Source organism: Micromonospora peucetia (assembly GCF_900091625.1).
In the GTDB taxonomy this organism is placed as follows: domain Bacteria; phylum Actinomycetota; class Actinomycetes; order Mycobacteriales; family Micromonosporaceae; genus Micromonospora; species Micromonospora peucetia.
This window is the reverse complement of sequence record NZ_FMIC01000002.1, coordinates 4,485,766-4,505,960: the sequence shown is the minus strand read 5'-3', so window position 1 is coordinate 4,505,960 and position 20,195 is coordinate 4,485,766. Positions and strand designations below refer to the sequence as shown.

At 71.9% G+C, this 20,195-nt stretch carries 11 protein-coding genes, 1 pseudogene and 1 riboswitch; of the genes and pseudogenes, 5 read left to right on the top strand and 7 right to left on the bottom strand.

Annotated features, from left to right (window positions below):
- The first annotated feature begins 27 nt into the window (after positions 1–27).
- Positions 28–106, top strand: a riboswitch (cobalamin riboswitch).
- 50 nt (positions 107–156) lie between these two features.
- Entirely contained in the window at positions 157–3,813 is a 3,657-nt protein-coding gene (gene cobN / locus GA0070608_RS20860) for a cobaltochelatase subunit CobN (RefSeq protein ID WP_245715858.1), read from the top strand.
- Between the two features lie 41 nt (positions 3,814–3,854).
- Here cobN and cobA read toward each other — a convergent pair whose 3' ends face one another.
- The 4 genes and pseudogenes from cobA to GA0070608_RS20845 all read right to left on the bottom strand — a co-directional run bounded on the left by cobA (position 3,855) and on the right by GA0070608_RS20845 (position 8,802).
- Positions 3,855–4,598: a uroporphyrinogen-III C-methyltransferase gene (gene cobA, locus GA0070608_RS34355; RefSeq protein ID WP_425413254.1), complete on the bottom strand. Its 744-nt coding sequence runs from the start codon at positions 4,596–4,598 to the stop codon at positions 3,855–3,857.
- Between the two features lie 141 nt (positions 4,599–4,739).
- A pseudogene (locus tag GA0070608_RS34350) lies at positions 4,740–6,125 on the bottom strand (cobyrinic acid a,c-diamide synthase CobB); the annotation flags it as partial.
- Positions 6,119–6,733 carry a cob(I)yrinic acid a,c-diamide adenosyltransferase gene (gene cobO, locus GA0070608_RS20850; protein WP_091630232.1) on the bottom strand — a complete coding sequence of 205 codons (615 nt, stop codon included), beginning with the start codon at positions 6,731–6,733 and terminating at the stop codon, positions 6,119–6,121. The pseudogene GA0070608_RS34350 and the gene cobO, both read right to left, overlap by 7 nt.
- On the bottom strand, positions 6,733–8,802 hold the full coding sequence (locus GA0070608_RS20845) for a magnesium chelatase subunit D family protein (protein WP_091635665.1): 2,070 nt from the start codon (positions 8,800–8,802) through the stop codon (positions 6,733–6,735). The genes cobO and GA0070608_RS20845 overlap by 1 nt, the downstream gene beginning before the upstream one ends.
- A gap of 308 nt (positions 8,803–9,110) precedes the next feature.
- On the opposite strand from GA0070608_RS20845, the gene cbiE reads away from it, so the two are divergent.
- From cbiE to cobF, 3 genes are read left to right on the top strand one after another with little or no spacing between them, the layout of a single operon-like run.
- The gene (cbiE, locus tag GA0070608_RS20840) at positions 9,111–10,337 is read left to right on the top strand and encodes a precorrin-6y C5,15-methyltransferase (decarboxylating) subunit CbiE (RefSeq protein ID WP_245715857.1); all 1,227 of its coding nucleotides are present in this window, start codon (positions 9,111–9,113) and stop codon (positions 10,335–10,337) included.
- The gene (gene cobM, locus GA0070608_RS20835) at positions 10,334–11,104 is read left to right on the top strand and encodes a precorrin-4 C(11)-methyltransferase (protein ID WP_091635661.1); all 771 of its coding nucleotides are present in this window, start codon (positions 10,334–10,336) and stop codon (positions 11,102–11,104) included. The genes cbiE and cobM overlap by 4 nt, the downstream gene beginning before the upstream one ends.
- A gap of 6 nt (positions 11,105–11,110) precedes the next feature.
- Positions 11,111–11,869: a precorrin-6A synthase (deacetylating) gene (gene cobF, locus GA0070608_RS20830; protein WP_091630230.1), complete on the top strand. Its 759-nt coding sequence runs from the start codon at positions 11,111–11,113 to the stop codon at positions 11,867–11,869.
- A gap of 181 nt (positions 11,870–12,050) precedes the next feature.
- Here the strand turns inward: cobF and GA0070608_RS32735 are convergent, their stop codons facing one another.
- From GA0070608_RS32735 to GA0070608_RS20810, 3 genes are all read right to left on the bottom strand, one after another.
- Positions 12,051–12,851, bottom strand: coding sequence for a serine peptidase (locus GA0070608_RS32735; RefSeq protein ID WP_176733781.1), 801 nt, complete (start codon positions 12,849–12,851; stop codon positions 12,051–12,053).
- A 17-nt stretch (positions 12,852–12,868) separates the two neighbouring features.
- The gene (locus GA0070608_RS20820) at positions 12,869–17,089 is read right to left on the bottom strand and encodes a caspase family protein (RefSeq protein WP_141719514.1); all 4,221 of its coding nucleotides are present in this window, start codon (positions 17,087–17,089) and stop codon (positions 12,869–12,871) included.
- Between the two features lie 357 nt (positions 17,090–17,446).
- Positions 17,447–18,757: a peptidoglycan DD-metalloendopeptidase family protein gene (locus GA0070608_RS20810; protein WP_091630227.1), complete on the bottom strand. Its 1,311-nt coding sequence runs from the start codon at positions 18,755–18,757 to the stop codon at positions 17,447–17,449.
- 194 nt (positions 18,758–18,951) lie between these two features.
- Between GA0070608_RS20810 and GA0070608_RS20805 the strand changes: the two genes are divergently transcribed.
- Positions 18,952–19,866 carry a hypothetical protein gene (locus GA0070608_RS20805; protein WP_091630226.1) on the top strand — a complete coding sequence of 305 codons (915 nt, stop codon included), beginning with the start codon at positions 18,952–18,954 and terminating at the stop codon, positions 19,864–19,866.
- Positions 19,867–20,195: the final 329 nt, after the last annotated feature.

The window sequence follows — 20,195 nt, the reverse complement described above, 5'->3', positions numbered from 1 at the left end:
CGAGACGAGCATCACGCGGTCGGCGTGGAGGAACCCGGTGCGAGTCCGGGGCGGTCCCGCCACTGTCACCGGTCGACGCCCAGCGTCGTCCGGAAGCCAGACACTCCGGTCGGCCGCGACCGACGACCACGGGCGCGGACCCGGGGAGGAGTCAACGTGGCCGAAGGCGACCGTTCGATCCTGCTGTTGTCCACATCGGACACCGATCTGCTCAGTGCGCGCGCCAGCGGCGTCGCGTACCGGCTGGCCAATCCGGCCCGGCTGGGCGAAGATCCGGACGCGCTGACCGCGCTGCTCGACGGCGTGGACGTGGTCGTGGTGCGGATTCTCGGCGGGTACCGGATGTGGCAGTGGGGGCTGGACCAACTTCTCGCGGGTGACCCGCCGGTGGTCGCCCTGGGCGGCGAGCAGCTGCCGGACGCCGACCTGATGGCCCGCTCCACGGTGACGCAGGGCATCGCCGCGCAGGCGCACGCCTACCTGGCCCAGGGCGGGCCGGACAACCTGCGCGAGCTGCACGCCTTCCTCAGCGACACGCTGCTGCTCACCGGGCAGGGCTTCGCACCGCCGGCCGAGCAGCCCAGCTGGGGCGTGTCGCCACGCCCCACGTCGGCGGCCAGCGGCCCGACGGTGGGGATCCTCTACTACCGGGCGCACCAGCTCAGCGGCAACACAGCCTTCGTGGAGGCGCTGTGCGCGGCGGTCGAGGACGCCGGCGGGGTGCCGTTGCCGGTGTTCTGCGCCAGCCTGCGCACCCCCGATCCGGGCCTGTTGGCGACCCTCGGCCAGGCCGACGCGCTGCTGGTCACGGTGCTCGCCGCTGGCGGCACCCGGCCCGCCGAGGCGTCCGCCGGAGGTGACGACGACGCCTGGGACGTGGGTGCGCTGGCCGCGCTGGACGTGCCGGTCCTACAGGCGCTGGCGCTCACCCAGGACCGGGCCACCTGGGCCGGCAGCGACGACGGGCTCAGCCCGTTGGACGCCGCCAGCCAGGTGGCCGTGCCGGAGTTCGACGGCCGGCTGATCACCGTGCCGTTCTCGTTCAAGGAGGTCGACGCCGACGGGCTGCCGCACTACGTCGCGGACCCGGAACGGGCCCGCCGGGTGGCCGGCATCGCCGTACGCCATGCCCGGCTGCGACACGTGCCCCCCGCGCAGCGGCGCATCGCCGTGGTGCTGTCGGCGTACCCCACCAAGCACGCCCGGGTCGGCAACGCCGTCGGGTTGGACACCCCGGCCAGCGCCGTACGGCTGCTTCGGGCGCTGCGCGAGCGCGGCTACGACGTCGGCCCGGTCGACGGTTCCGACGTGCTGCCCGGCCTGGTGCCCGGCCCGGACGGTGACGACGGCGACGGTGACCGGCTCATCCACGCCCTGATCGCAGCCGGCGGTCAGGACCCGGAGTGGCTCACCGAGGAGAAGCTGGCCGGCAATCCGGTACGGGTGCCGGCGGCCACCTACCGCCAGTGGTTCGAGGCGCTCCCGGCCGACCTGCGGGACGCGATGACGGAGCACTGGGGGCCGCCCCCGGGCGAGTTGTTCGTGGACCGTTCCGCCGGCGGTGACGGTGACATCGTGCTCGCCGGCCTGCGCGCCGGCAACGTGCTGCTGATGATCCAGCCACCACGCGGCTTCGGTGAGAACCCGGTGGCCATCTACCACGACCCGGACCTGCCGCCGACGCACCACTACCTGGCCGCATACCGGTGGTTGGACAACGAGTTCGGCGCCGACGCGGTGGTGCATCTGGGCAAGCACGGCTCGCTGGAGTGGCTGCCCGGCAAGAACCTCGGCCTGTCCGCCGGATGCGGCCCGGACGCCGTCCTCGGCGAGCTGCCGCTGATCTATCCGTTCCTGGTCAACGACCCCGGTGAGGGCGCGCAGGCCAAGCGACGCGCGCACGCGACCATCGTGGACCACCTGATTCCGCCGATGGCCCGAGCCGAGAGCTACGGCGACATCGCGCGGTTGGAGCAACTGCTCGACGAGCACTCCACGATCGCCACGATGGATCCGGCCAAGCTGCCGGCCATCCGCGCCCAGATCTGGACGCTCATCCAGGCCGCCCGGCTCGACCACGACCTGGGCCTGGAGCAGCGGCCCCACGACGCGGAGTTCGACGACTTCATCCTGCACGTCGACGGTTGGCTCTGCGAGGTCAAGGACGCGCAGATCCGCGATGGCCTGCACGTGCTCGGGCAGGCCCCGACCGGGGAAGCCCGGGTCAACCTGATCATGGCCATCCTCCGTGCCCGGCAGGTGTTCGGCGGGCAGGTCGGGGCGGTTCCCGGGCTACGCGCCGCGCTCGGCCTCGACGAGGCCGCGACGGAGCGGACGACGGACGTGGACCGGATCGAGGCGACAGCCCGGCGGCTGGTGGAGGCGATGGAGGCGCAGGGTTGGGCACCCGAGTCCGTGGCCGGGGCCTGCGCGGAGGTGCTCGACGCCGCCGACCCGCGCGCCGAGACGGTACGCCGGGTGCTCACCTTCGCCGCGACGGAGGTCGCGCCCCGGCTGGCCGGCACCTGCGCGGAGCTCGACGCGGTGCTGCACGCCCTCGACGGCGGGTTCGTGCCGCCCGGGCCGAGCGGCTCGCCACTGCGCGGCCTGGTCAACGTGCTGCCCACCGGCCGGAACTTCTACACCGTCGACCCGAAGGCTGTGCCCAGTCGGCTGGCCTGGGAGACCGGGCAGGCGATGGCCACGTCGTTGCTGGAGCGCTACCGCCGCGACACCGGCGACTGGCCGCGGTCGGTCGGCCTGTCCGCGTGGGGGACCTCGGCGATGCGTACCGCCGGCGACGACATCGCCGAGGTGCTGGCGTTGATCGGCGTCCAACCGATCTGGGACCCGGCGTCGCGGCGGGTCACCGGATTCGAGATCGTGCCACTGGCTGATCTCGGTCGGCCCCGCATCGACGTCACGTTGCGCATCAGCGGCTTCTTCCGCGACGCGTTCCCGCACGTGGTGCTGCTGCTCGACGACGCGATCCGCGCGGTGGCCGCGCTCGACGAACCGGACGAGGACAACTACCTCGCCGCGCACGCCCGCATCGACGCCGCCCGGCACGGCGACGAGCGACGGGCCACCACCCGCATCTTCGGGTCGAAACCCGGGGCGTACGGGGCGGGACTGCTGCCCCTGATCGACAGCGGCAACTGGCGTGACGACGCCGACCTGGCCGAGGTGTACACGGTCTGGGGCGGCTTCGCCTACGGCCGCGGCCTCGACGGCCGGCCGGCGCGTGAGGACATGGAGTCGGCGTACCGGCGCATCGCCGTGGCGGCGAAGAACACCGACACCCGCGAGCACGACATCGCCGACTCCGACGACTACTTCCAGTACCACGGCGGGATGATCGCCACGGTACGGGCCCTGACCGGGCAGGCCCCGCGCGCCTACATCGGCGACAGCACCACCCCGGACGCCACCCGGACCCGCTCGCTGACCGAGGAGACCGCCCGGGTGTTCCGGGCCCGGGTGGTCAACCCGCGCTGGCTGGCCGCGATGCGCCGGCACGGCTACAAGGGCGCCTTCGAGATGGCCGCGACGGTGGACTACCTGTTCGGCTACGACGCCACCGCCGGAGTGGTGACCGACTGGATGTACGAGCAGCTGGCCGAGAGCTACGTCCTCGACGCGGAGAACCAGCGCTTCCTGCGCCGGTCGAACCCGTGGGCGCTGCGCGGGATCGTCGAGCGGCTCACCGAGGCCGCTGACCGGGGGCTGTGGGCGAAGCCCGACCCGGCGTTGATGGACGCGCTGCGGCAGGCGTATCTCGACGTCGAGGGCGACCTGGAGGACGCCGGTTGACCTGACCTGCTGCCCCGGGCCGGCCGGCCCGGGGCAGCAGGTCAGACGGTCACGTCGGGCGCCGGCGCAGCGGTGCGGGCGAAGGCCGCCACCTCACCGATGACCGTGATCGCCGGTGGGGACAGCCGCTCGGCGGCTGCGACGTCGGCGATGTCGTCCAGGCGTCCGTGCAGCACCCGCTGGGTCGGTGTGGCACCGTTCTCGATGCTGGCCGCCGGGGTCGCCGGGTCCATGCCGTGCGCGACCAACGCGGCGGTGACCGCCGGCAGGGTCTGCACCGCCATGAGCAGCACGACGGTGGTGCCCGCGCGGGCCACCCCCGCCCAGTCGACGGTGCTGCCGGGATCGTCGGGCGGCAGGTGGGCCGAGACAACCGTGAAGCCCTGGGTCAGCCCCCGGTGGGTCACCGGCACGCCGGCCAGTTCCGGCACGGCGACGGCGCTGGAGATGCCGGGCACCACCTCGACCGGCAACCCGGCCGCGCGGCACGCCTGGACCTCCTCCATCCCCCGGCCGAAGACGAACGGGTCGCCGCCCTTGAGCCGCACCACCCGGTGGCCGGCACGTGCCTCCTCGACGAGGATCTGGTTGATGCGTTCCTGCGGGACGAACGCGCCGCGTGGAATCTTCGACACGTCGACGACCCGTACCCCCGGCCGCAGTTGACGGAGCAGCTCGTGGGGAACCAGCCGGTCGGTCACCACGACGTCCGCCTCGGCCAGGCGGTCCAGCCCGCGGCGGGTGACCAGGCCGGGATCTCCGGGGCCGGCGCCGACCAGGACCACCGTGCCGGTCTCGGGCACGGGCCGGCCCCGGCCGGGCGTGGCAGTCGGTCGCTGGGCGGGTACCGGCGCTCCCCCGACGGGCAGCGGACCGCCCCGCTTTGCGGAGCCGGGACGGACCACGACGCCGGTTCGGTGCTGGTGGGCGGCGGCGGCGAACCGGGCGGCCAGGTGTGGGTACCCGGCCCAGTGCACGTGCAGATAGGAGGCGTGCACCGTGCCGCCGGAACCGGCGACGAAGCCCTCGACCGTGGCGGTGGCGGTGCCGTGCGCCACGGACGGGCGGGGCCGGAACCGCCAGGCTGCGGTCGCCGCCGGTCCCGGTTCGACCTGGGTGCGGTGGAACTCGTGCCCGGTCACGAGGTCACCGGCGTCGGTCAGCGCGCTGTCGGCGAGCGCGCGGGCCTCCCGGTAACCGAGCGTCAGCCGTTCGGTCATCCGGGCCCGGACGTCGAGCACGCCGGTCATCGGCGCACCGTCGAGCTCACGGGTCAGGTAGAGCAGGCCGGCGCACTCGGCCACCACCGGCAGGCCCGCCCGCACGGCGGACGCCACGGCGTGGCGCAGGGGGCGGTTGTCGGCCAGCCCGGCCGCGTACACCTCGGGGAAACCGCCGCCGAGGTAGAGGGCGGCGGTGTCGTCGGGAAGCTCGGGCGCGTGCAGCGGATCGAACGGGGCGAGGCGTACGCCGGCGGCGGTGAGCAGCTCGTCGGTCTCCGCGTACCGGAAGGTGAACGCCGGGCCCGACGCGACCGCGATGGTCGCGTCGACGGTGCGGCCACCGACTTCGGCGGCCGGATCCCAGGCCGGTCCGGGGAGGGCGGGCGCGCGCCGCGCCGTGGTGAGGACCGCCTCGAGGTCGATGCCGGCGGCGACGTGGGCGGCGAGGGCGTCGACGGTCCGGCGGGCCGCGGTCGCCCGTTCGGCGGCCGGCACCAGCCCGAGGTGGCGGCTGGGTGTGTCCAGGGCGGCGTCCCGGGGCAGGGCGCCGAGCACCGGCACCCCGGTCGCCGCGACCGCCTCGCGGATCTCGGCCTCGTGTGTGGCCGAGCCGACCTTGTTGAGGATGACCCCGGCGATCACGAGTTGCGGGTCGAACGTGGCGAAGCCGTGCACCAGCGCGGCGATGCTGCGGGACGCGCCGGAGACGTCCACGACGAGGAGCACCGGGGTGCGGGTCAGCCGCGCCACGTGCGCGGTGGAGGCGAAGCCGGCCCGGCCGACCGCCCCGTCGAGCAGCCCCATCACCCCCTCGACGACCGCGATGTCGGCCGGACCGTCGGCGGCGGCGCCGTGCAGCAGCAGCGGAACGACCCGCTGCTCGCCCTGGAGGAAGGGATCGAGGTTGCGGCCCCGGCGGCCGGTGGCCAGCTGGTGGTAGCCGGGGTCGATGTAGTCGGGGCCGACCTTGTGCCCGCTGACGGCCAGGCCACGACGGCGCAGGGCCGCCATCAGCCCGGTGGCGACCGTGGTCTTGCCCTGGCCGGAGGCCGGCGCGGCGATCAGCACCCGCGGCAGCGCCGTCACCATTCGATCCCCCGCTGGCCCTTCTGGCCCGCGTCCATCGGGTGCTTGATCTTGGTCATCTCGACGACGAGGTCGGCCGCCTCGACGAGCCGGCTGTCGGCGTCACGGCCGGTGATGACGACGTGTTGGTGCCCGGAGCGGGACAACAGGGTGGCCACGACGTCGTCCACGTCGACCCAGCCCCACTTCATCGGATACGTGAACTCGTCGAGGACGTAGAGGTCGTGTCGGGTGTCGGCGAGGCGGCGCTTGATCTCCGCCCAGCCCTCCGCGGCCTGGGCCGCGTGGTCCTCCTCGCTGCCCTTGGTGCGGCTCCAGCTCCAACCCGCACCCATCTTGTGCCACGACACCGGGCCGCCCTCGCCGGTCTCCTCGTGCACCCGACCGAGGGTGCGTAGGGCGTTCTCCTCGCCGACGGTCCACTTGGCGCTCTTGACGAACTGGAACACCGCGGTCGACCAGCCCTGGTTCCAGCCGCGCAGGGCCATGCCGAACGCGGCGGTCGACTTGCCCTTCATCTGCCCGGTGTGGACGATCAGCAGTGGCCGGTTGCGGCGCTGCCGGGTGGTGAGACCGTCCTTCGGGACGTCGGTGGGTCGGCCCTGGGGCATCAGGCGGCTCGGCTTCCGTGTCGGGTGGCGGTGCGAGACCGCACCGCCTCGGTGAGCGCGTCGGCGGCGACGCCCTCCAGGGGGATGTGTTCGGCCGCCAGCGCGCCGGCGAGCGCGCCGGCCAGGCCCATCCGGACGCGGCCCTGCTCGCAGTCGACCACGACGGCCGGGGTGCCGTCGGCACCGAGCAGCGCCGCGGCGTACATCGCCCGCGGCACCGCCTCCGGCCCGGCGGTGGCCCGCCCGTCGGTGACCACCACCAGCAGGGGGCGGCGTCGCGGGTCGCGGATCCGCTCGATGCGCAGCACCTCGCGGGCACGGAGCAGCCCTTCGGCCAGCGGGGTGCGGCCTCCGGTCGGCAGGGCCGCCAGGCGGGCCGCGGCCACGTCCACGCTCGACGTGGGCGGCAGGGTCACCTCGGCGTCCGCGGCCCGGAAGGTGACCAGACCGACCTTGTCCCGTCGCTGGTAGGCATCCAGCAGCAGGGACAGCACCGCCGTCTTGACCGCGCCGATGCGCTGCCGGGCCCCCATCGATCCGGAGGCGTCCACGCAGAACAGGACCAGGTTGCTCTCCCGGCCCTGGCGTACCGGCATGCGGACGTCCGCGGCACGGATCAGGAGGCCGGGGCCCCGGCGGCCCCGGGACTGCTGGTGGGGGGCTGCGGCACGCAGGGTGGCCACCAGATGCGGGCGGCCGGGGCCGGTGGGACGCTCGGCGCCGATCGTGCGCCCGATGCTGGTCAGGGCGGCCGAACGGCGCCCGGGGGCACCGGCGCCCGTGCCGCCCACCGCCAGCAGGCGGGCTCGGAAGGGCACCCCGGCGGGGACCGGGGACGCGTCGGGCCGGCCCGCGTCGGCCGGGTCCGTGGCCGAGTGCCGGTGGTGCGGTCGTCCCGTTTCGGGGTCCTCCTGGCCGGGGTCCGGCGCACCGCCGCCGGGACCGTCCGGGCCCTCGGGCCCGCCTGGGCCGTCAGGGCCGTCAGGGCCGTCTGGGCCATCGGGGCCGGGCGGCCCGGCGGGCCCGGGCTGTCCCTCCTCCGGCGGAGGTGGGCCGGCGGCGGTTGTCTCGTCGCCGGGGGGCGGTTCGTCCAACCCGGCCTCGCGCAGCGCCTGGTCGAGTTCGTCGCGGTCCTGCCGGGGCGGGTCGAAGGGATTGCGGCGACGACGGTGCGGCAGGGCGAGCCGCGACGCGACGCGGACGTCGGTGACCCGCACGTCGGTGCGTCCACACCAGGCGGCGTGTGCCATCGCCGTCCGGGCGATGACGAGATCCGCACGCATCCCGTCGACCTCCGCCGCCGCGCAGAGAGCGGCGATCCGGGTCACCATGTCGTCGTCGAGGCAGACCTGCGGCAGCAGCGCCCGCGCCCGCACCACCCGGGTGCCCAACTCGGCATCGGCATCGGCGTACCGGGCGGCGAAGGCGTCCGGATCGGCGTCGTAGGCCAGCCGGCGGCGCATCACCTCGGCCCGCACCTGCGGGTCGCGGCTCGCGGCGACCTCGACCGTGAGACCGAACCGGTCGAGCAGCTGCGGCCGCAGCTCACCCTCCTCCGGGTTCATCGTGCCGACCAGGACGAACCGGGCCGCGTGGCTGACCGACACGCCTTCGCGCTCCACCGTGGCCCGGCCCATCGCCGCAGCGTCCAGCAGCACGTCGACCAGGTGGTCGTGCAGCAGGTTCACCTCGTCGACGTAGAGCAGCCCACGATGGGCCGCGGCCAGCAGCCCCGGGTCGTACGAGCTGACGCCCTCGTTCAACGCGCGTTCCAGGTGCAACGCGCCGAGCACGCGGTCCTCGCTGGCCCCGACCGGCAGCTCGACCAGCCGGGCGGGACGGGTTCGCGCCACCCGTGGTTCCGGGTGCGGGCCGTCCGGGCAGCGCGGGTCGACCGCCGCCGGATCGCAGGAAAACCGACAATCCTCGACCACGTCGAGTGCGGGCAGCAGCTCGGCGAGGGCACGCACAGTGGTCGACTTCGCGGTGCCCTTCTCGCCGCGGACGAGCACCCCGCCGATCGCGGGAGAGACGGCGCAGAGACTGAGCGCCAGAGCCATGTCGTCCATGCCGACGACGGCGGAGAACGGGTATGACCGCACGGTCACCCTTTCACCTCGCGTGGGTCCGCGCCCACGACCGGTCACCAACCGCGCCGCCGCGGGGCAACGAGCACCGGACGGTTCGGTACGGCGGGGTGAGTGTCTGGCTCCCGGGCCGGAACGTGCCGGACCGGTCACAGTGGCGGGACCGCCCCGGATTCGCCGGCCCGTTCGGGCCGTCCACCGGTGTTCCTCACCGCGCCGTCGCGACAGATCATGTCACAGCCGGCCCCACGATGGCAGAGCCCGAAGGACCTCGACTAGCGTTCCGACGCGTGAACCCCACGACACCGGCAGGGTCGGTCACCGTGGTCGGCATCGGCGCAGACGGTTGGCCAGGGCTCGGCGAGGCCGGCCGGCAGGCGGTCGAGACGGCCCAGGTGCTCCTCGGCAGCGACCGCCAGCTCGACCTGCTACCGGCGGATGTGTCGGCGCCACGGGTCCGCTGGCCGAGCCCGTTGCTGCCCGCCCTGCCCGACCTGCTGGACACCCACGCCGGCCGACGGATCTGCGTGCTCGCCAGCGGCGAGCCCATGTGGTACGGCATCGGCAGCCATCTGGTCCGGCTGCTCGGCCCGGACCGGGTACGGGTGGTGAGCCACCCGTCGTCGATCGTGCTGGCCTGCGCCCGCCTGGGTTGGCCGGTCGAGCAGGTCACCGTGCACAGCACGGTCGCCCGGGACCTCGACCGGATCCGACGCGACCTGTCCCCCGGCCGGCTGCTGCTGGTGCTCAGCAGCGGCGCGGACACCCCCGCCGAGCTGGCCCGGACGCTCACCGCAGCCGGGTACGGCCCCAGCGAGCTGACCGTCCTCGCCGCGCTCGGCGGGACGAGCGAACGACGGACCGGCGGCATCGCGCAGGAGTGGAGCGCCGAGCCGGGCGATCCGCTCAACGTGGTCGCGGTCCGGGTCGTCGCGGCGCCCGACACCCGGGTGCTGTCGCCGATGCCCGGGCTGCCCGACGACGCGTACGACCACGACGGCGCCCTGACCAAACGGGAGGCGCGTGCGATGGCCCTGTCCCGGCTGGCCCCGACCCACGGCGAACTGCTGTGGGACGTCGGCGCCGGCTGTGGCAGCGTCGGCATCGAATGGCTGCGCGCCGACCCGTCCACCTCCGCGCTCGCGATCGAGGGCCGACCCGACCGCGCCGACCGGATCGCCCGCAACGCCCGCAGCCTCGGCGTGCCGCAGCTGCGGATCGTGCGCGGCGCCGCACCGGACGCCCTCGCCGGGCTGCCCGCACCGGATGCGGTGTTCGTCGGTGGTGGCCTGACCGCCCCGGGCCTCTTCGCCGCCGTGTGGGGGGCGCTCCGTCCCGGTGGCCGGCTCGTCGCCCACGCCGTCACGCTGGAGGGCGAACGGGAACTCGTCGACCAGGCCGCCCGGCACGGTGGTGACCTGACCCGGCTGTCCGTCGACCGGGCGGCGCCGCTGGGTGCCTTCACCGGCTGGCAGCCAGCCCGGCCACTGGTGCAGTGGGCGGTGACCCGGCCGTGACCGTGTACTTCATCGGTGCCGGCCCGGGCGCGGCAGATCTCATCACCGTACGCGGACAGCGCATCCTCAACCGGGCACAGGTCTGTCTCTACGCCGGCAGCCTGGTCCCCGCCGAACTGCTCGACTGCTGCCCGGACGACGCACGACGGGTCGACACCGCCGACCTCACCCTGGACGAGATCGTCGCCGAGCTCATCGCCGCGCACGCCGACGGGCACGATGTCGCCCGGCTCTGTTCCGGTGACCCGGCCTTGTTCAGCGCCGTCGCCGAACAGAGCCGACGGCTGGACGCGGCAGGCGTGCCGTACGAGATCGTGCCCGGGGTGCCCGCGTACGCCGCCGCCGCCGCGACGTTGGGCCGGGAGCTGACCGTACCGACGATCGGCCAGACGGTGATCCTCACCCGGGCCCAGGCACGCTCCACACCGATGCCTCCCGGTGAGGATCTCGCGGTGCTCGGACGCAGCCGCGCCACCCTGGTGCTGCACCTGGCGGTGGCCCGAACCCGGCAGTTGGCGGCGACGTTGGCCGAGCACTACGGGGCGGACTGCCCGGTCGCGGTGGTCGCCAACGCCAGCCGAGCCGACGAGGTCGTGCTGCGCGGCGTCCTGGCCGACATCGCCGATCAGGTGGAAGCGGCGGGTGTACGCCGCACCGCGGTCATCATCGTGGGTGCGGTGCTGGGCGCCGACTCCTTTCCCGACAGTTACCTCTACTCCCCACGGCGGGACCGGACTGCGAAGCGTCCGGGAGGTGAGGCAGACTGACTCCCCGTGCGGACCATCCTCATCATCGGTATCGGAGCGGGTGACCCCGGCCAGCTCACCCTCGCCGCCGCCGACGCGCTGCGGCAGGCGGACGTGTTCTTCCTGCTCGACAAGGGCGCGGAGAAGCACGATCTCATCGCGCTGCGGCAGGATCTGCTGGCCCGGTTCGCCCGCGCCGACCACCGGCTGGTGGAGGTCCGGGACCCCGAGCGCGACCGCACCGCCGACGGATACGTGACAGCCGTGGACGACTGGCGGCGGGAACGCGCCGACCTGCTGGAGTCCGCCATCGCCGAGCAACTCGCCGACGGCGGGTGCGGGGCGTTCCTGGTGTGGGGCGACCCCGCGCTCTACGACAGCACGATCGCCGTCGTCGAGGAGATCCGCTCCCGGGGGACGGTCGCCGTCGAGCACCGGGTGATCCCCGGTGTCAGCAGCATCGCCACGCTGGCCGCTCGACACCGGATCGGCCTGAACCGGGTGGGCCGCCCCTTCCTGGTCACCACCGGTCGACGCATCGCCACCGGTCTGCCGCACGACGTCGACGACATCGTGGTGATGCTGGACGCGCACTGTGCCTTCACCCGGTACACCGATCAGGAGCTGGACATCTTCTGGGGCGCCTATCTCGGTACGCCGGACGAGATTCTCGTCTCCGGGCCGCTGGCCGAGGTCGCGCCGCGGATCGTGCACGAGCGCCAGGCGGCCCGGGAGCGCAAGGGTTGGATCATGGACACCTACCTGCTACGGCGCCGCGCCGGCTGAGACGCCCGCCTCCGCCGCGAGACGCGTCGGCGACTGGAAATTGTGGTGAACGGCAGCCCGACCGCGACCACGCCCGAGGTGATGAACGGCGGGCGCAGCCCGCCGACTTGGGCTCGTGAGGAAGCCGCGAGCCGGGGGTCCGGCCAGGAAGGCGGGGTGGCCGACCGAAGAGCTCCGCCTGTCAGCGATGCGCCGAAAGCTCCGCCGCCAGTGGCAGGCAGGCAAGGTAACTCGCCGCCATGTGGAAGTCGAACGCGTGGATCGCCGCTGTATGGTCGGCCGCTACGTCGAGGAACCGCATGGGGATACCACCTGAGGGGATCGCGACCAGATCACCTACGTCGGCGATGTTCACCCAGCGCCTCACGTTTGGCGGGCGGGATCCGAGCCCAGCCACTGGGGCAGGGTCGAGCCGCGGGAACACCGCGTGCGGCATGGCCAACGGCGAGCCGAGCGTGATGAGCAGGTCCACCTCCAGGTCTCCGTGGTGCCACAGGGTTTCGTAGGTGACGATGCTGCCCAGGGAGTGCGCCAGCACCACCGATGGCTGGTGTGTGCGGATCGTCGCGGCCACTGTGTCTCGGCTCGTCTGCCGGACGCCGTCGCTCCGCAGGTAGCGGGCGACCTCGCGGAAGAAAGTTGTCACGAACAACTCCACGAGACGGGGCGCGAGCTGGCGGCGTTCAGCGATCCACCCGAGGATCTGGCGAACCGGTCGGGTGGCGTTGCCTTGGGTGACGGCAGGTGGCACGTCGAGTTGTTCCAACCATGCTTCCAGCAGTTCACGTGCCTCTGGCGGCAGGTCATCGTCCGCGCCCTGACGACCGCGCGGCTGTAGGTGGTCGGCGTAGTAGGCGACGGTCAGGTCCACCGGCTGGGAAAATCCACGCGCCAGCGCGCGGCTCCAGATCGCCGACAGCTGTTCGCCTGCCTGGGCCGAGGTGACGGACGGACGATGGTTGCCGACACCGTGCACCCCCACGACACGCATGGTGCGGGTCACTCCCCACGGTCCAGTACGACGATTTCCCGTTCGTAGCACACCACGATCGCACCGTCCGGAGCGAGCAACACAGCATCGGCACGGTCGGGCACCGCGTGTGTATCGAGGCACTCACCGGTCAGCAGGTCCCACACCCGCACGACCTCGTCGAAGCAGCCCGTCACCGCCACTGCGCGTCCCCCACGTACGCCGCACGAAAGGGCACGCACGTATAGACCCGGCGGTGATGCCATGACGCGAAGGCACGCGCCGGTCCGTGCGTCGAAGACACCGACGCCTTCGCCGGCCGCGACGACCACCGGTCTACCGGTCACGGTCGCGCAGGCCACCAGCCCCGTCGTGAACCCTGGCTCGACCCTGCAACGCATGACTCGGGCGAGGACATCCCACACCACGAGCCTGCTGTCCCGCTCCGACCAGGTCACGACGTAGGGGGCGCCGCCGTCGTCGCCGATGGCCACTTTGTCGATGGCAACATCAGCCTCGGTGGTTGGCAGCGTAACGCAACTGCCGTCGGCCAGGTCCCACACCCGGGGCACACCGTCTGACCCCCCGGAGATCACCAGTGGCCGGCCGCCGACGTTGGCAGCGGCGACGTCGTGCACAGAGCCTTCGTGTCCTTCCAGTAGGTTCCCGCACGTCTGTGCGGTCGCGAGGTCCCACAGTTCCAGAGAGCTCGTTTCTCCTCCCGCCAGCACGGCGACGGTCGTGTCGCCGGTACGCACCGTCGCCAGCGCCGCCACCCAGCCGACCTTGCGGCCGAACGGTTCACCGATCATTGTTCCGTTTGCGAGCTCCCACACGGCCACGCCGTCCTGCCGGCTGTCCACCTCGCCGCCGCCAGCGACGATCACGATCCGGTCGTCGACGACGGCGCACGCCGCCGCGTAGAACGGTTCGGTATGGCCTGGCAGGACAGCCGATCCGTCCGTCACAGCCACGTCCAGGTTCCATACCCGCACGGTCCCGCTGGTTGCCGTGCTCACCGCGACCGGCGCACCATCGAGGTCGACGCATTGGATCGCCCGGACGCTGTCGGTGTGGTTCAGCGGGGCGCCGACGCGCTTTCGGGTGCGTAGGTCCCACAGCTCGATGTCGTCGGCGCGTCCGACCAGCGCGATCGGCCGGTCGTCGACGATCGCGCAGGCGACTGGTCCGGCGAGCACGTCGCCGCTGGTTAGCATCTTGCTGCGAGGGCTGTCGGACTTGAGCTTCCACATCCGGACGGTCCCGTCCTCGCCCGTGCTCACGACGTACAGGTCGGCGCCGTGCAGGACGCCGGAGACACCGCGAACCTCGCCGTCGTGTCCGGCGAGGGTGGCATCAATCGGGCGGCCGGACAGGGCGCGCACATTGATTTGCCCGCTTTCGTCGCCGGTGACGACGACCGTGGCTCCGTCTGCGGTGAACGAGTTCGCGTAGCGGACGGTATCGTTGTGAAAGCCGATCTTGTGCGACTCGGCGCCCATCTCATCGAACGATGACACTGGCCAGACGTCCACTGTCCCTTCGAAGCCGCCGGCGACGACGACCGCATGGCCGTCCACCGTACCTGCCGTGACGGCATGGTACGAGAGGCCACTCGGCGCCTGCGTCCGGCCGCCCGGCTCTCCGGTGATCAGGTCAAAGATCTGGATCCCAGACTCGACGTCCAGCGCGGCCACCACCGGCCGGCCGTCCGCGACGAACGCGGCAACCGCGTTGTACCGATGGTCGAGGGTGATCCGCGCCGGCTGCCGCGCGCGGCCGTGGCGGAGGTTCCACAGCCGGACCGTGCGGCTGCCCCAGGTGACCGCGATGATCTCGTCTCCGATACGCAGGCAGTCGACCGATGACACCGGCAAGATGTACCCGGGCAGGTCATCCCGTAGTGCGGGATTCACCAGTGCACCGGTCGCCCAGCGGGTCAGGAGACCGGTGCCCGCGAACGTCCGTACAAGTGCGTGGCTACCGACGCGGCGCGCGTCGATTGCCAGAATCTCGCGACGTTCGTCGGGCGTCGCCTTGCGATGCCGCTTCGCCGACGTCCGGTAGACCACCGCTGCCTCTCGTGCCGCCGGAGACCGGGCCTTCCCGAGGCACCGAACGACAGCGTCCGGGTCCGCCATGAGCAGAAACTCGGGGTCCACGAGCAGGTCGTCGACCCGGTTCGCGTCGGCGGCGTGTTCAATCGCGTGCCGCAGCAGGTATGGCGGTGCGGTACGCCAACTGTGTACGCCCGCGACGATGCGTTCGTAGAGACGCGTGGTGTCGTGCTGTGATCGCAGATACTCGCCGAGGCTGTGGTGAAACAGCCGGTACAGCGTTGTTCCGTCAGAGTCGGCGCTGGTGCGCAGGTACGGTCCTCCCTGTACGAGGATGTCGGTGACGTCGACGCCGACCAGGGTCGCGATCAACTCGGCGGGCATGCCGTCGCCCTTGCCGAACGCGATCGCGGCCAGCGCCCAGCGCAGAGTTCGATCCGGGCCGAGCGCACCGAGGTGGAGTTCGAATACCTCGGGCAACCGGGTCGGCATGGACAAACCAAGCTGGAAGGCACGTTCGGTGTCGGCCGGAACGGGCACCGCTTCGAGGTATCGCAGGAACACCTCCGCGAGCAGGAACGCACCCCAGTTGCGGGATGCGCTGGCCAGGCGGCCCGCGACTACCCGGGCGAGGCGTTCCCGTACCAGCCGCGCCGATCGCGGGCGGTAGCCGGGCGCGTCGGCGAGCCGATTCATGAGGTGGCTTTCCAAGTCCGCGCCCAGCTCGTCCGCCTCGACGCCGTCAAGATCGAGCACATCCGTCTGGGCGATCAGCCGGGCGAACTTCGCGTCCGGGCGTGTGGCGACCAAGAGCCGACACGCCCGCTCGCCCGTCGGCCGGTGGGCGTGCAGCAGCGGCAGCAGCAACTCGTTGACCACGGCGATCGGGTCGAGTGCCTCATCGAGCGCGTCGAGCACGATTGTCGGCGGCTCGGACAGCCCGGCAATGGCCTCGACGAGCGTGGCGGCGTTCCAGCCTGGCGACAACGACTGTCGCATGGCGGCGGGGATGCAATCCAGTTGCCACAGTGCGTTGTCTATCTCGTCAAGCCAGTCGCCGATGTTGTCTGCGAAGCCGTCGGGCTGCGGCGCGGTCAGATTAAGTTGGTCGGCGATGGAGTGAACGAACTGGAGTGTGTCGCGGCCACGGGCGTGCACTGTCGCGAGGTTTGGGTTGAGCGACGGGCGTGATCGGGTGTCCAGCCGTACGCGGACAGCGGGCACCTCCTTGGCAAGGGTGGGGTGCGCCGCGCACACGAGCACGCCCAGCAGCGCTGACTTGCCGGCACCGGGACTGCCCGTGATGACGATGGACCTGTCGCTCGCCGCACCGTCCAACCAGAGCGACAGCAGGCGCAGTTCGCGGTGCCGTCCGGTGAAATGCGTGCCCGCCCGCTCCATGAAGTAGGCGTAGTCGAGATACTCCCGCAGCGATGGATCCAACACCTTGCTGACAACATGATCGGGCTCGTAGCGAGGGTTGAGGAAGAACCGCAGCTCGACTGCCGGCTGGGCCGGGTCGACCGGAGTGGCGTAGACACGCTGCGGCAAGCCGTTTTGGGCTGCGACCCGCTTCGCGATCCGTCGAGAAACCAGTTCCAGCGGCACATACCGCAGGCTCGGGTCGGCACCCAGACCGTCGATGGCGAGCCGGTCGAGCACGTCGGCCACCGCCCAGCTGAATCGTCCGTCGAAGGCGTCCTCATCCGGGCCAGCCGCCGCGATCACCCAGGTCGTGGTGGTCTGTCCGGTGCGCTGGAGCAGCCACGGCAGCCGCGCGATCCGACCCGACCGACACAGGTCAAGCAAGAGCAGAACAGGTTGGTCACGAAGCTGTCCGGACGATACCCACTCAGCGACGTTCGTGCCCATTCCCGTGCGCCCGCACGCGGGCACGACATCAAGTCGTGTGTCGTCAGCGCCGACCTCGCCATGGGACACGACGTGCAGAACCAGGTTTCCGCTGTCGTCATCCAACGCATCTTGAACGGATTCGCCCATCTGGTTCCGGTCCGGGTCGAGCTTCACATCGACGTGGAAGCCCAGTCGGTCCAGTGCTTTACGCACCCTTGTCTGCACGTCATCAACGAACCCAAGAGGCGCCCGATTTCCCAGCGTCAGTGGCGACTCCGACTCGGCGCCCGCCCGGTCCGCGAACCGTCGCACTCCGATGAGTAACGCTTTCCCGCCCATGACGCGCGACTGTAGCAATCGGACGCTTTATCGGTGCACTTGTCCTGGCGGTGCAGAGGCTGCTCCGCCTGGCCGGATCGAACGGATCGGACAGATCTCCAAACCGATTTGTCCAGCACATCGGGCTATCGGGATGTGCCCTGTGGGCGGCGACGCGGGTGGGCCAGGCCCGTCTGTCGAGCAGTGCGGTCTTGCCGCGGCGGCCAGAGTGGGGCCGGCGCCGCGACGCCCGGAGGCGGCGCCGCGTCCGGCGCCGCCTCCGGTGGTGCTACCGGTCGGGGCTGTCGTGTGGTGGTGACGGTAGGTGCCGTGCCGGACCGGGGTCGGCCCGGACGGGTCGCCGCCCCCGACACCGGGTCAGGAACAGGTACCGGCGACCGGATCGTCGGTCCCGGTGTCGACGAACGCGTCACTGATGTATCCGCCGGACGGCATCCGGTTCCACAGGTTGGTCCGGTTGTTCCACGGGCCGGTCACGTAGTCACCCGTCGCGGTGCAGGCGATCTCGATGACGTCGCCGTCGTTCACCGAACCGACGACGGAGTAGTTGGCGCCCGGACCGGATCTGACGTTGATGTTGCTGAACGTGCCGGTCTCCACCACGCCGGTCGGGTAGCTGCTGTCACCCGGGCCGTAGTTCACGATGGGACAGCAGTAGTTGCGGTACACCTTCTGCCCGTTGCGCTCCGCGTAGCCCTGGTACGCGGCGTTGCCGGAATACCAGGTCCAGCCGCCGATCGTCTTGCCGACCACGGTGACCGCCGTGTTGCCCCGCCAGAGGGTCCAGTGCACGTGGTCCCCGTTGGCCCGGCCGCCGCAGGGCAACTGCACGTCGATCCGGCCGAGGTACTCGCCGGCCGCGACGTACGCCCCCTCGCCCTTCGTCGTCTGGTTGCTGATGTGGTAGTAGCCCGTGGTGTAGCCGTTGTCGTGCACGACCTTGACGTACGGCCAGCGGGCGTTGGTGCAGAACCGGTACATGTACCCGGCCCGCGACGCGCGTACGTCCCCGTCGCCGCCGTAGAAGTCAATCGAGTTGTACGGGTACGACTCCCCCGAGTCGCCGTGCACACCCCAGTGAGCCCAGCCCTGGTTGAGCTTCCAGGGCAGCGCCAGGCCGGTGGCGGTACCGGCTGCGGCGACCGACGTCCGGCCGAACAGGTCCCGCTCGGCCTGGCTCAGCACCGGCGCCTGCCGGGCCGCGACGGCGAACTCGGGACTGCCTTCCAGAGCCACCTGCCAACTGCCACCGACCCGCTGTGCCAGGAAGAGCAGCGCCACCGGTGCGGCTTCGACGTCCGACGGCACCCGAATGACGCCGCCGCCGAACACCCAGTTGCGGTTGGCCGCGTACCGCTTGGGTTCGACCATCGTCGCGACGCTGTCGGTGGCGGCGCGGCCATAGGTCGCCAGCGCGCGTTGGCCGTGCTGGTTCACCAGGCGGGCGGCGACCACCTGTCGCAGTTGGCTCTCGTCAGCCGGCTGTAGCTGGCTCTCCGCGACCTGCCAGGACTGGCTCCTCTCCTCCGCGGCCGGCCCGGCCGGGATCGGGGCGGCGGAGATCGGGGCGCCGGGCAGGACCGCCGTCGAGACGACTGCGGCCAGACAGACCGAAGCCCACCGGCCCGCCAGCCGTCGTGTTCTTCGGGAGGAAGAGAAGCGTTTCATCTGTTTGCTCCTCGAGCGGTGAGGGACGGGACGCATTGACGATGCAGCCGTTCACCGCGCCACACAACGACGTCGCGGGAACGCCCCGTAGCTCGGTGAACACCGCTCGACGCAGCGGTGAACGTCGCTGCGCGATGGCCTTGCGCTTCGGTGCCCGACAAGGTATTTGTCTGTGAACGTTCACAGGAGTCGCCATGGATCGCGAACTGGCCGCCGTACTGCGGTCCGGTCCCTTCCACGTCGCGCTACGCGCGGCGATCCAGTCCCACGGGCTGGCCCTGCAACGTATCCAGCACCGACTCGACCAGTTCGGCGTACACGTCAGCCTCGGCACGCTCAGCTACTGGCAGTCCGGGCGTCGGCGGCCGGAACGGCCCGCCTCGCTGCGGGCGGTGACCGCCCTGGAGGAGATCCTCGGTCTGCCGGCAAACTCACTGATCGTGCTGCTCGGCCCGCCCCGACCGCGTGGGCCGGCGGCCGGGCTGCCGCCCGGGGCGCGACGGTACGCCGACGTGGTCGACGCGCCCGGGCCGCTCGCCGCGCTGCTCGACGACCTGGACGGGCCGGACGGCCGGCTGCACATCCTCAGTTCCTTCGACAGCATCATGATCGGCGCCGGCCGCGACGGCCGCCGGTACGAGCACGTCCAGGTGCTGGCGGCGCACCAGGACACCGACCGGCATGTCACCATCTACCAGGGCGATCCCGGCTGCGATATCGGGTTGGTGTCGTTCACCGCCCTGGACAACTGCCGGCTCGGCCGGATCCGCCGAGATCCTCAGGCCGGTCTGCTCGTCGCCGAACTGCTCTTCGACCGCATGCTGCGGGTCGGCGAGACGCAGATCCTCCGATACCACATCACCGACGCCAGCGGCGTACCCGGCACCGGTTACTCCCGCGCGTTCCGGTTCCCGGTCCACCAGGCGGTGCTGCAGGTACGGTTCGACCCGGACGCCCTGCCGGTGCGCTGCTGGCGGTTCGTCCGGCGCTCCGCCACCGGCGCCGACGACGAGTGCGAGGAGATGACCCTCGGCCCGCACCACGACACGCACTTCGTGCGGACCGGGGTCATGCCGGGCGTGATAGGGCTGCGCTGGGAATGGGACTGAGCGGACCGTCAGCCTGCCGGCCGTGCCCGTACCGAAAAGCACGGGCTCCAGGCCACGCCGCTCCCGGTTAAATGGCGAGCCACAGCCACCCTGGCACCGGTATGGTTCTGGACACGCCACGGGAGCTTTCACGCTGCCGGAAATCAGCTGCCCCGACCAGGCGTAACCTTGGCTCCGCCCGGACGGTTTGCCGGTTTGGGTCGATCGGGCGAGTGCTCACCGACGTACGAGTGAACCGGCCTCCCGGACCGAGCTGGGCCGCTCGCCAGTGCCCCAACAGGGTCACACCCTGCGGTTATCTTTGTCGCCGCTGACCGATTTCCCTGATT

Coding starts and splice junctions, on each gene's coding strand:
- GA0070608_RS20810 (WP_091630227.1), bottom strand. CDS start 18,757: ATGAAACGCTTCTCTTCCTCCCGAAGAACACGACGGCTGGCGGGCCGG.
- GA0070608_RS20845 (WP_091635665.1), bottom strand. CDS start 8,802: ATGGACGACATGGCTCTGGCGCTCAGTCTCTGCGCCGTCTCTCCCGCG.
- GA0070608_RS20820 (WP_141719514.1), bottom strand. CDS start 17,089: ATGGGCGGGAAAGCGTTACTCATCGGAGTGCGACGGTTCGCGGACCGG.
- cobO (WP_091630232.1), bottom strand. CDS start 6,733: ATGCCCCAGGGCCGACCCACCGACGTCCCGAAGGACGGTCTCACCACC.
- GA0070608_RS20805 (WP_091630226.1), top strand. CDS start 18,952: ATGGATCGCGAACTGGCCGCCGTACTGCGGTCCGGTCCCTTCCACGTC.